Genomic DNA, 12,175 nt, shown 5'->3' with positions numbered 1-12,175 from the left:
ATGCATCCTTTCCGAATGAAGGCGCCCGGGGAGCGCATCGGGCGACGCGCGAACTTAGCTCGCATGGCGAGAGGCGGCCCTTTCGGCGCACCTCCTCCGAATGGACTCACGATACGATCTTGGAACGCTCTGCGCCATCAGACTTGCATTCGGCGTTCTCATCTCTCCGTATAGGGTCGGAAAGGCAGTACAGGCGCAGATCTGGAGCGTTTGAACCTCCACCTATGCCACGTCCCGCTGCACTGATTTGAGTGCTGAGCCAATCTGGGGGATCCCACGCAGACGTTAGCCAGAAATGAATTCCGTCAGCCCATTGCACGTAGTTTCGCCGCGACCAGGGTCTGTATTGACCGACTTCTCCCTGACTGGGAAAGGGTAGAGTGAATGCTCACCTCTGCGTAAATGCGTCGACAATCAAGGTCCGACGCGCGAGTTGAGGTTCGTCTCGACTGTTCGCGACGTTCGTGACTGAAAGTGAGAGCGCCCGACGAGACAGGGAAGCGCTGCGCGCGTAGTTGGTCACGAGCTGGGTCGCTTCAGCGCTATACCTTAATATGCTTTCGCGGACGGCTTCGCCCGCGTAAGCTCGTCCTCATCGGAGCGGGACCACTACGAGTGCCGCCAATCACACACACCGTCGAGGAAAACGTCCTTGTTATCGCCATCCAGAGTTTCAGTGATCGATGACGACGAGTCTGTCCGCGTCGCCTCCTCAAGCCTCTTGCGCTCGCTGGGCTGGGAGGTCAGCCTCTATCCGTCGGCGGAATCGTTTCTCAGCGGTGACTCGCTCGAAGGCCTTGCGTGCATCGTCACCGATCTTCACATGCCCGGCATGTCCGGCCTGCAACTTCAACGACGGGTGCGCGAGTTAAAGCCGGGCTTGCCACTGATTTTTATTACAGCATTCGCTTCGGACGACGCCCGGCGTCAGGCGCTCGACGCAGGCGCCGTGTGTTTTCTCAGTAAGCCTGTCGATGGATACGCGGTCGCCGATTGCCTACAACGCATTGGACGAAACCTTCTGTAAGATTGGTATGCGCGACGCGATCCTGCGGATTCGCATCTTCGCAGTCCGAAATGCTTGATGTAAGCTCTCCACCACGTACATCTTTCACGAACTCCCAATGAATATAGGGCTTGTCTGGTCGCTTTTGGTTTCAGTTGGTCGGCATCAGAGTGGGAATGATTGGAGCATACCAACGCGCTCAGGTGCGATCAGTCGTGACACGAACATCGTGCCTATGTACGCCGCAGCGAGCCGTTCCGGAGGCTTAGCGATTTAAGCCAACGACAGGCCCGCTACCGGAGAATTCTTAAACGGAATCACAGGCGCTCGCGTTATGTTCTCCGTCGCCTCGCTCTCAGCCTTTGGCGGCTGCCGCGCGATCAGCAACTCGTCACACGCAGCGCGCATGTCGGCGAATCCGGTCGGGGGCCGGGCGGCACGGCACGCGGACAGCTGTGTTTATGCGTGCCGAGCGAGCAAGAAACGAAAGATCGGCGTGCCACCCCCCGACAGCCTGATGGTCTCGCTCAAAACGATCGCGCGCGCGTCTGAACACGATCGTTCTCGGCATTCAGTCATCGAGCGTGGCGATCGCCGAAGCGGCCAGCGAGATCGCGCAAGGCACCGTCGATCTGTCGAAGCGCACGGAGTCGCAGGCCGCATCGCTCGAAGAAACGAAGAGACGGCGGCGAGCATGGAAGAACTCGCGAGCACCGTCGCGAAGAATGCCGACAACGCCGCCGAGGGCACGCACGCGGCGACGAAAGCATTCGGCGACGCGACTCAGGGCGGCGACACGGTCAATAATGTGGTGGCGACCATGCGGAGCATCGCGCAGGCTTTGTCGCACATGGCCGACATCATCGGCGTGATCGAAGGCATCGCGTTTCAGACCAATATCCTCGCGCTCAATGCGGCCGTCGAGGCCGGCGCCATCACCGCTGATACGTCGCGGACCAGCTTGACTGTGAGAGCAGCAGCTTCGTCGCGATGTTCGGGCGCTCAATCGGTGAGACGCCGCAGCGTCTGTTCAGGTGCGGTCGACGGACGTTCGATGCGCGAGCGCGCGAGCGCGCGATACGCGAGCGACGCGCCCGCCATGGCCAGCGCCGTCGGGATCAGGAAGTCGTGATTGAAGCGCGTGAACTCGATCATCAGCACGAGCGCCGTCAGCGGCATCTGCATGGCCGGGCCGAGGAACGCCGCCGCGCCGATCACCGCGAACGCGCCGAGCGGCGTGCCGGGCCAGATGCCGTTCCACACGCTGCCAAGGACCACGCCGAGCAACGCGCCGTTGGTCAGGCTCGGCGTGAGCAGGCCGCCTTGCGCGCCCGCGCGCAGCGAACTGACTTCGATTGTCACCTTCAGGATCAGCAGCACGCCGGCGAGCGCGAAGCCGAGCGAATCGTCGAACGAAAGACCGGCGGGGCCTCGGCCATTGCCCGCGAGTTGCGGGAAATAGATGACGAGCACGCCGATCAGCGCGAAGTTCAGGACCGCCAGCGCAGGCAGCGCATTGCCGCGCGGCGCGTGCTTGCGCGCGGCGCCCGCGAGCGTCATGAAGCACCACGCGGCCACGCCGAACACCGGTCCCATGACGATCGCCCAGACGATCATCTGTGCATCGAGCGCAAAGGCGGGCAGATGGTACTGATGTCCGTCGCCGAGCCCGATCCACGCGACGATCGCGCCGATTGCGGAGGTGGTGAAGGCCGCCGCGACGATGACGCCATCGAACGTGCAGAGCAGCACTTCGAGCACGAAGACCGCGCCGCCGAGCGGCACGTTATAGACGGCGGCGAGTCCTGCGCCCGCGCCGCACGCAACCATGATGCGCGACTGCGCGGGCGTGAGCCTCGCGTAGTGCGCGAGCCAGCCTGCCCACAGCGAGCCGATTTCGCGCGGCGCGACTTCCCGGCCGAGCGGCGAGCCCATCGCCACGGTGACGATCTGCAGGAGCGCATGCGCGATCGTGCTACCGGGCGGCATGCGCGGATCGTCGGAATCGACGGCCTGGCGGATGCTGACGAGCGGTTTGCCGAAGCGATGCACACACCACCAGCCGACGCCCGCGATCACGCCGCACAGCGTCAGCACGATGAAACGGCGCAGCGGCGACGCGGCCGAGATGCCGACGAGAAAGCTTTCGCCGCCAGTGAGCGCATCGAGGCTGTAGCCGAACGCGACGTGCTGGATTTCGTGCAGCAGCAACGCGAGCAGCATGCCGCCGAGCCCCGCACCCAGCCCGACGAGCGTGGTGACGACGATGAGCTTCACGGTCGGTGTCGATGACGGCATCGCGCTGACCTCGCAGAAAAAGGCGTAGGGTAGCGCGGCTGAATTTCGCGCGCCTCGCCGGATGCATCGATTATAGATATGCACGGCTTTATTTCGATGCCCGAAATCTTCTTGGGAAATGCGCAAACGCCCACTATCCTCGGGACAATAAGGTATCGAAAAATATCCGGGAGGCAGCGTGAGTCTGGTGATTTCCGGCCGCATCGTTCCGCTTGCGCGAACGTCCGAGAAGAGTACGTTTGCCGGCAAGGTGTGGATCGGCGACGACGGGCGCATCGAGCGCGTCACGCGCGGCAACGCAGCCGGTCCGCGCAGCGGCTTCGACAAAGCGGCCGTCGTCGATGTGGGCGATGATCTCGTGCTGCCCGGTTTCGTCGATCTTCACAGCCATCTCGCCTACGCGACGCTGCCGCTCTGGACCCAGCCCGGCCGCACGACACCGTTCCTGCATCACGACTCGTGGCCGTCCGCCAGCACCTATGCAAGCGACATCACCTGGCCCGCTTACGCGCTTCTCACCGCCGCTCCCGAAGCGTCGCTCGCCTACGCCGAAGTGCGCGCGCTCATCGGCGGCACGACGAGCATTCAGGGCTCGCCGCCGAAGAACCGGCCGCTCGACGGCTGGATGGTGCGCAACGTCGAGGATGAGACCTTCGGCGGAACCATCTCGTCGAACCGCGTGCTAGCCTCCACATTGACGGTCAAGCCCGAAGTCCTCGCGAAACGATCCGCGCAGATGAAAGCGGGCGCGGGCTTCATCTATCACTGCGCCGAAGGGCAGGTGAGCTCCATCGCCGCCAACGAGTATCAGAGCGCGCGCAAGTGCGGCTGCCTGCAGAAGGATTTCGTCGCCATTCACACGAATGCGCTCAATCCCGGCGATTACGATGCATGGACCGATCCCGGCACGGTCGTCTGGTCGCCGTTCTCGAACCTCTGGCTCTATGGCAGCACGACCAGCGTGCCGTCCGCGCTGGCGAGAAAGATCCGCGTGTGCGTCGGGTCCGACTGGGGGCCATCGGGCACGCGCAATGTGCTCGGTGAAATCAAGGTCGCCGCGCTGGTGAGCAAACGCGAGCGATGGAACCTCACGCCCTTCGATCTCGTGCGCATGATCACCTGCGAACCCGGCGACGCGATCGCCGGTCCCTGGAACGTGCAGGCCGGACGCCTTGAGCTGAATGCGCTCGGCGATGTGGTCGTCATCGCGGCCAAGGCTTCCGCCGATCCGTTCGCGACCGTGCTCGCCGCCACCGAGAATGACGTGCAACTGGTGGTCATCGGCGCACGCGCGCGCTACGGGAATGCGAAGCTCATGAAGGCCGCGAAGGCCACGTTTCCGTCCGAACTGAAAATCGCCGGAACGAAGCGCGTCCTGTCGATGACGAAACTCGACAATGCTTCCGAGCCGTGGAGTTTCGCGCAAGTGCTGACGCGCCTGGAACAGGTCCGCGCCGATCCGAAAAAGGAAATCGATGCCGCCGGTAATGCGGCGGCGGCAGCGCGCATGGCGGGCGAAGCGCCTCGTCTGCGGCTCGCGCTCGACATGCCGCTCGGCAAGCTGCCTATCGGCGGGCTGCCGAAGAATCTCGGCGAGATCGTCGTGCCGCCGATCCAGCCGCTCGCACACGACGCGGCCTTCTTCGCCTCGCTCGTCGGACGCGGCTTCCACGGCGGCCTGCTCGATGGCCTCGAAAAGTTCTATGCGTGACATCGCGAGCGAATCATGGCCACGAGAACATCATCGTTATTGAAGGCGCAGATGGGCGTGCTGCTCGCCGAGCGCGCGGGTCTCGTGAAGACGACTCACGCGCGGCGTCCGGCAGCATCCGGCGATCAGCTCGATGCCGCCGATCGCGAAGTCATCGTCGATGCGCTTCTGACGGTCATCGCCGGGGCGTACTGTCATCTGCATCAGAAGCGCGCGGGTTACGCCAACGATCCCGTGCAGGCGCTAGAACTGCTGCGCACGCACGCCGCCGACATGAGCGAAGCCGAGTTCCATATGATCGTGACGGGAATCGTCGTCGATCTGCGCGATGCGCACACGCTCTATGCCGGCCCGGCGTCGCTCGCCGGCGCGGTCGCGCAACTGCCCTTTCTGGTCGAACAGTTCGGCTCGACGGACGAGCCTTCGTTTCTCGTCACGAAAGTCGGGCACAGCAAGCTCATCAAGGACCCCTCGTTCAAGCCGGGCGTGCTGCTCGATACCTGGAACGGCATACCGTTCGAGCGCGCCGTCGCGATCCATGCCGATCGCGAAACGGGCGGACGCCCCGATGCGCGGCTCGCGCGCGCGCTCGAATCGCTGACGTTCCGCTCGCTGCAATACGGTCCGCCGCCCGACGAGATGTGGGTCGACATCGGTTTTCGCGATGGTCCGGCGAGGGCGCGGCGCGAAGTGCGCATACCGTGGCGCATCGTCTGGCCGGGCCGCCCCGCGACCGGCGTGCGGCCCGGCGCGCATACCGCGCGGCGCGTCGCGGTGAATCCGGCGGCGGAACAGGTCCGGCGCGCGAAAAAGCTGATGTTCTCGGGCAAGGAATGGAACGCCGAGCATCTGCGCGCGGTGATGGCGCGCGACGCCGGCTGGATCAAGACCCGCTTTCCCGACGCGCTTTCCGCGCGCACGTTCCCGAGCAAAGTGCTCGGCGATGTCGCCTATCTACGCATCTGGAGCTTCGATGTCGAAGATCACGAAGCCTTCGTTGATGAGGTCACGCGCCTCGTCGGACAGTTGCCCGACACGGGCCTCATCGTCGATGTGCGCGGCAATCCTGGCGGCCTGATCTGGGCGGCGGAGCGCCTTTTGCAACTCTTCACGCCGAACAAGGTGCAGCCGACGCGCTTCAGCCTCGTTGCCACGCCCTTGACGCGCGCGATGGCGAAGAGCGCGTTCAACCGCATGGAGCTCGAACCGTGGATCGCGTCGCTCGAATCGGCGATCTCGACCGGCGAGGGATACTCGCAGGCGCTGCCGATCACCGATCCGTCCTGGTGCGATGACGTCGGTCAGCGTTATGGCGGGCCGGTCGTGTGCGTCGCCGATGCCAACACGTACTCGTCCGGCGACCTCTTCTGCGCGGGCTTCGTGGACAACGAAATCGGGCCGCTCGTGTGCGTGGGCCAGGCGACCGGCGCGGGCGGCGCGAACGTGTGGACGAGCCATGACCTGACCGATGCACTGGACGGAACGGACTTCGCACTGCCGCGACTGCCCGACGGCGTGAGCTTCACGATGGCATTTCGCCGCGCGGTGCGTGCCGGCGATGCGGCCGGCGTGCCGATCGAAGACCTCGGCATCGCCGGCATTCCGTATGCGATGACCCGGCGCGACGTGCTCGACGGCAACGCCGATCTCATCGACTGGTGCGCGCGGTTTCTGGCGGGCGCACCGTATTCGAGCCTTCGCGTGACGCTCGGCAAGTCGGAACTCACGGTGACGACGGCCGGGCTCGACGAGCTTGAACTTTATGTGGACGGCAGGCCGCTCGATGCGGCGCGAGTGATCGGGGATGGGGTTTTAAAGCTGCCGCGTCCCGCGGCCGGGGAGCGGCTCGAAGTGGTGTGCCGCAAGGCGGGAGCGGTGGTTCAGCGTCGCCGGGTTGCGCTGGCGTGAGGGGTGGATGTGTCGCAGCGCGGGTTGCAATTTGACGCAATCACGCTTGCGCCCAGATTTCACTTGCTGACAGTGATCCATTGCGCACCGTCCAGTGGGCGCAGATAACGGGAGTCCAGTCGAAAGCAGCGGACACTGTTGTCCTCGCGGCAGGCGCCTGGAGCGCGTTGTTCTGCCAGCATCATGACATCGACCTGCCCGCCATCAACGTGATCGGAACGGCGCTGCGGACCGCTGAGGCGCCCGGCGTCATCGAAGGCTGTTTCTCTGGGCCTAACTTCGCACTGAGGCGAAGGTTGGACGGCGGCTATACGATCGCGGTCCCCGGCTATGGGCGCGTGGAACTCTATCCGAAGCCTGATGCCGTTCTGGACAGCAGCGTGTTCGATGACACGCCGATTACTGTGAGGCATCCCGGGCAGGATTAGGGCACGCTGGCCAAGTCTCTCTGATGTGTCAGCGCTAGCTACGTGGCCTGTTGACTGTCTCACGTCCGACGGTGACGACACTTTTGCTCAGTTGGTTACTGTGGCAAAGTCTTCGCATAATCTCGCAAGTCTTTGTGGTCGCGCAGTATCTGCCGGTACAAGCCCTGAAACGCTAACCAGGCAACATAGTCCGACGCCAGATGTCGGCGTGTCGCGCGTGCTTCCTCGGCGCTGAGGGGAGCGAGCGCGCCGGCTGCCTCGGCGAGCAACTGAACTTGTGCGCATCGCTCCATCGAAATAAAGCGGTACACTGCGGAATCCACACTGGTCCCCACCGTAAGAAAGCCGTGGTTCAGCAAAATCGCGGCCTTGCAAGTGCCCATCGTCCGCGCAATGCGCGCACCCTCGTCAGCGGCGAGGACGACAATATCTCCGCGGAAGACAACGTGGTTCTCAAAGAACAAACAAGCTTCCTGATTGATCGGCGCGAGCAACCGTTCACGTGCCGCAAATGCGCGTCCGTAAGTTGTGTGGGTGTGCACAGCCGCCATTGCCGAATGATTCACACGATGTAGGCCGCAGTGGATCGCGACCGCCGCCGCATTGACGGGGCCAGTACCATGATGCACAACACCCGCGTCGTCGATGCATATGAGGTCGTCCGGATGAATCGTGGAAAAGTGCTGCGCGTACTGGTTGACCCAGTACCGGTCGTGATGCTCGGGATCGCGCACCGTCACATGCCCAGCGATCCCCTCCGTCAGTCCAAAGCGCGAGAGCAAACGGAAGGCCGCCGCGAGCTTAAGCTTGCGATGGCTGCGTTCGTCCTCCAGGCCGGCAAACTCACGGGGCACTGGAAGCGGGCCACCGATCGGAGTAGGGATTTGGTGGTCGTTCGAGTCAGCCAGGCACATACGGCACCTTCGGAAATGAAAGTAATGGGAAAGAATCTGTAGCCCTCAGGATTCTCATTGTGTCGCGCCAGTACTCGGGCCGTCCATGGCGATTTGCTCACTGTCGTGTGAGCTTTCGTCAAGCGGGGTGCCGGACGGCCCGCGACACAAGGCTCGGCAGGAGGTCATGCCAAAGCGTCACAGGAGAGATACTTTTCGTGAATTGTCACGGAAATTCGGCCGGTGCTAAATGCACGTGACGCTAGCACTGGACACCTGATATGCAGACCCCAGACTTCAAGAGCACCTTGCCGCCACAATTGATGAAGCGCATTGTGTGGCGCCTCGCGCCGCTGATGGTGCTAATGTACGTCGCCAATCAACTCGACCGAGCCAACGTCGGCTATGCGGCGTTGACGATGAACGCCGAACTCGGGTTGACGGTCGCGCAATACGGGCTTTCTGCGAGCCTTTTCTTTCTCGGCTATATCCTGTGCGAGGTGCCGAGCAACCTGTGCATGCATCGCTACGGGGCGCGTCGCTGGATGACGCGCATACTCGTGAGTTGGGGGCTGCTCTCCTCGCTCACGAGCTTCGTGCCGAACGCTCAATGGCTCTATGTTGCGCGCTTTATGCTCGGCGCGTTCGAAGCGGGACTGTATCCCGGCATGGTCTACTACCTCACACTGTGGATGCCCTCGCGCAACCGTGTCTGGATGATGTCGCTCTTCACGATGTCGATTCCGCTTACCGGGATGATCGGCGCGCCGGTCTCCACCTGGATCATGGATCACGCAAACGTCTTTGGCGTAACCGGCTGGCGCGCGATGATCCTTCTCGAAGGCTTGCCGGCCATCATCCTCGGTGTGATCGCATGGTTCTACCTGCCCGATGGCCCGCACGACTGGCGTGGTCTGTCTGACGAAGATCGCCACACTATTCGCACGACGCTCGCACACGAAGAACAAGCCGCGGCGGTCGCCATTCAGCCGGGGAACGCGCGGAGCGCGCTAACGAACTTCAAGGTGTGGGGACTAGGAATTGTTTACTTCGGTATAAACTCGGGCATCATTGGGCTGCTCTATTTCTTGCCGCAAGTAGTCAAGACCTTCAAGGGAGGCTCGCAACTCTCACTAACGCAGATTGGCCTCATCACGTCTGCGCCGTTTGCGGTAGCAGTGGTGAGCGTGATCGTTTGGGGGCGCATCGTAAGTCACAAGCGTATTCACGCGCTGTACGTCGCAGGGCCGATGATGCTTTCGGCCATGACGCTCGCGAGCGCACTATATCTGTCGTCACCGCTGGCAACGGTCGCGGTGCTCGCGATTGGCACCTCTGCGTGCTTCTGCAGCATCAGCACTTTCTGGCAATTGCCAAGTCGTATCCTTACCGACCGAGCGGCGGCGGCCGGCATCGCACTCATCACGAGCATCGGCGTGTCGTCCGGTTTTATGATGCCGTACTTCATCGGCTGGGTGCGCGATACGACCGGCACATTCCAGCTCGCATTCATAGCAATCGCCGTGGCGATGACGGTCGGCTCCGCGCTAGCGATCGCACTCGACCCCGAACGACGCCGCGTGCCGTCCGCAGGCATGGCGCTAAAATGAGCGGAATTTCCATGGAGATCCGCCCGTGTCATTGCGTCGAGGAATTCCCAGCCTGACGGCATTGCAGGCGTTCGAGGCGTCGGCGCGTCATCAGAGCTTTTCGAAAGCCGCCGCCGAGTTGCAACAGACGCACGGCGCCATCTGCAAAAAAGTCAACGAACTTGAAGCGAGTCTCGGCGTAGAGTTGTTCCGGCGCGTAAGCCAAAGGCTGGTGCTCACCGATGCCGGCGCCGACTATGCCCATCGCATACGGGTGAATCTTGAACAGATTCGCCGAGACACCCGGCATCTGGTCGCGAACCGGGAGCGTTCGACGCTGCGCGTCGCGGTCGGCGTGACCTTCGGCGCTCAATGGCTCGTGCCGCGGCTGCCGGGATTTCATTGCGCACATCCGAACATTCAGGTGCGGCTGACGGGCCGTGATCAACCGACCTACTTTCAGGATCTGAACTTTGACGCGGCGATTCACTTCGAGCAATCGCCGTTGCCTGGACTCGCGAGCAAGGTGCTGCTAGCCGACGATAGAGTGTGGATGGTAGCGTCGCCTTCCCTTACGGAGCACTATGCCGATTGCGATATCGCTTCCATGCCGTGGATCCACACGCGCGATTTGCCTGCTGCATGGATGACGTGGAGTGAAACGGTCGCACCGGAAAGGGCTGAACATGCGCGCGATGGTAGCGATCATTTCTTCGACTTCTTTATCATGGCTATCCGCGCGGCGGTCGCGGGACTTGGGGTCGCACTCCTGCCACGCGTTCTGATCGAACAGGAACTTGCTTCCGGCCAACTGATCCGAATCGGCGGATATGCCGCGATTAATGCGCAGAAGACCTATCTCATGTTTCCAGAACAGAGGCGCGACTGTGCACCGTTCGCTACCTTCGCATCGTGGCTGGAAGATGAGATGCTGCGATACCGCGTGATACTTGCATGTAGCGAAGAGAACGGGCGTTTGCGAACTCCCCCCGCTTGACGCTTGGGCTACATGCGATGGTGTTCGATAGGCCGTACTCGACCAGAAAGCGGACGCTCAGGGGCTGCGAGGCGAACGTCGCTTACGGGTCGCGTGCTGCCTGTCGTGCCAAGCCGGGAGCTGTCTGGAGGCGGCTCAATGCATCTACGCAGTCGCCGGGAGATATTCGCCTGCGCGTCCTCGACCACCCGTATAATCCGGCATGACTCCACCCATCTCCCACGTAGAAAGCTTACGGCCGCCGGCAACAGCTTCTCGATTCATCGGTTTGTTGGTCTCGCATACCTTAGCGGGCCATTCACGATCCACGCGCGTGGAATGCACGTTTCACGAACCGCGGGCGACGATCGTATGAAAATGCCCAAACGGCTTGCGCCGCTTCTCGAAGAAGGATTTATCGACGAAGTCATCGGCCAGTTGATGAGCGGCAAGGAGGCGACAGTCTATGTCGTGCGCTGCGGCGAATCGACGCGTTGCGCCAAGGTCTACAAGGACGCGAAGCAACGCAGTTTTCGGCAAGCAGCGTCGTATCGGGACGGTCGCAAGGTCAAGAACAGCCGGCAGTTGCGGGCGATGGAAAAAGGTACGCGCTACGGCCGTCAGATGCAGGAAGCGTCATGGCAGAACGCTGAAGTGGACGCGCTGTTCCGGCTCGCCAACGCAGGTGTGCGCGTGCCGCAACCCTATATTTGTACCGACGGCGTGTTGCTGATGGAGTTGGTGATCGACGAGGTGGGTGACGTCGCACCACGGCTCAACGACGTCGAGCTGACCGAAGCCCGCGCCCTCGAACTGCACGCGTTGCTGCTGAACCAGGTTGTCCGCATGCTCTGCGCGGGCGTAATTCACGGCGACCTGTCGGAATACAACATCCTCCTGGCAGCAGACGGGCCGGTGATCATTGATCTGCCGCAGGCCGTCGACGCATCCGGAAACAACGAAGCTGCCTCCATGCTCAAGCGAGACGTCGACAACCTGGCCGCGTACTTCGGACGGTTTGCACCGCAAATACTCACCGCGAGTTATGGGACGGAGATCTGGGCGCTTTTCGAGGCAGGGCGGCTGCATGTCGAGGCCGAACTGACCGGTCGCATCGAAGCCGACACGCGTCCTGTGGACCTCGACGGCGTTCTGCAGGAACTCGAAGCGACACGTCTTGAGGAAGATGCGCGAGTGCGGCGGCAGGAGGAACTGAGCGCAGGCCGGTAACCGTACTTGATGTCCCCGAAGATCGCCCGAAAGTGAAGGTCTTCGAGGACGTCGCCGCTCGTTAAGGTTTATTCGATGCCTGCCATCGGCCGCAGAAATGTGCGTGCCGCCGCGCATGTCGGCAGGCGTCGAATAA

The 12,175-nt window shown here is 62.5% G+C and carries 8 protein-coding genes and 2 pseudogenes; 8 read left to right on the top strand and 2 right to left on the bottom strand.

Annotated features, from left to right (window positions below; translation table 11 throughout):
- Nucleotides 1–676: 676 nt before the first annotated feature.
- On the top strand, nt 677–1,027 hold the full coding sequence (locus NCS58_RS27290; RefSeq protein ID WP_086961622.1) for a response regulator transcription factor: 351 nt from the start codon (nt 677–679) through the stop codon (nt 1,025–1,027).
- Nucleotides 1,028–1,340: 313 nt separating this feature from the next.
- Nucleotides 1,341–1,874 (top strand): annotated as a pseudogene (locus tag NCS58_RS27285) (hypothetical protein); the annotation flags it as partial.
- A 134-nt stretch (nt 1,875–2,008) separates the two neighbouring features.
- Here the strand turns inward: NCS58_RS27285 and NCS58_RS27280 are convergent.
- On the bottom strand, nt 2,009–3,304 hold the full coding sequence (locus NCS58_RS27280) for a chloride channel protein (protein ID WP_061121627.1): 1,296 nt from the start codon (nt 3,302–3,304) through the stop codon (nt 2,009–2,011).
- A 178-nt stretch (nt 3,305–3,482) separates the two neighbouring features.
- Between NCS58_RS27280 and NCS58_RS27275 the strand changes: the two genes are divergently transcribed.
- The 3 genes and pseudogenes from NCS58_RS27275 to NCS58_RS27265 all read left to right on the top strand — a co-directional run.
- The gene (locus NCS58_RS27275) at nt 3,483–5,015 is read left to right on the top strand and encodes a hypothetical protein (protein ID WP_250478019.1); all 1,533 of its coding nucleotides are present in this window, start codon (nt 3,483–3,485) and stop codon (nt 5,013–5,015) included.
- A 15-nt stretch (nt 5,016–5,030) separates the two neighbouring features.
- Nucleotides 5,031–6,923 (top strand): S41 family peptidase, encoded by a 1,893-nt coding sequence (locus NCS58_RS27270; RefSeq protein WP_061121628.1) that lies wholly within the window; start codon nt 5,031–5,033, stop codon nt 6,921–6,923.
- 125 nt (nt 6,924–7,048) lie between these two features.
- A pseudogene (locus NCS58_RS27265) lies at nt 7,049–7,279 on the top strand (D-amino-acid oxidase); the annotation flags it as partial.
- Between the two features lie 167 nt (nt 7,280–7,446).
- Here NCS58_RS27265 and NCS58_RS27260 read toward each other — a convergent pair.
- Nucleotides 7,447–8,265 (bottom strand): class II aldolase/adducin family protein, encoded by an 819-nt coding sequence (locus NCS58_RS27260; RefSeq protein WP_061121630.1) that lies wholly within the window; start codon nt 8,263–8,265, stop codon nt 7,447–7,449.
- Nucleotides 8,266–8,525: 260 nt separating this feature from the next.
- Between NCS58_RS27260 and NCS58_RS27255 the strand changes: the two genes are divergently transcribed.
- From NCS58_RS27255 to NCS58_RS27245, 3 genes are all read left to right on the top strand, one after another.
- A complete protein-coding gene (locus NCS58_RS27255; protein WP_061121631.1) occupies nt 8,526–9,854 on the top strand; it encodes an MFS transporter in 1,329 nt (442 codons plus the stop codon).
- A 25-nt stretch (nt 9,855–9,879) separates the two neighbouring features.
- Nucleotides 9,880–10,830: a LysR substrate-binding domain-containing protein gene (locus tag NCS58_RS27250; RefSeq protein WP_061121632.1), complete on the top strand. Its 951-nt coding sequence runs from the start codon at nt 9,880–9,882 to the stop codon at nt 10,828–10,830.
- 351 nt (nt 10,831–11,181) lie between these two features.
- Entirely contained in the window at nt 11,182–12,039 is an 858-nt protein-coding gene (locus NCS58_RS27245) for a PA4780 family RIO1-like protein kinase (RefSeq protein ID WP_250478033.1), read from the top strand.
- Nucleotides 12,040–12,175: the final 136 nt, after the last annotated feature.

This window comes from Caballeronia sp. INML3B (assembly GCF_023631305.1).
GTDB classification, from domain to species: Bacteria; Pseudomonadota; Gammaproteobacteria; order Burkholderiales; family Burkholderiaceae; genus Caballeronia; species Caballeronia turbans.
This window is presented reverse-complemented; position numbering and strand designations above follow the sequence as displayed.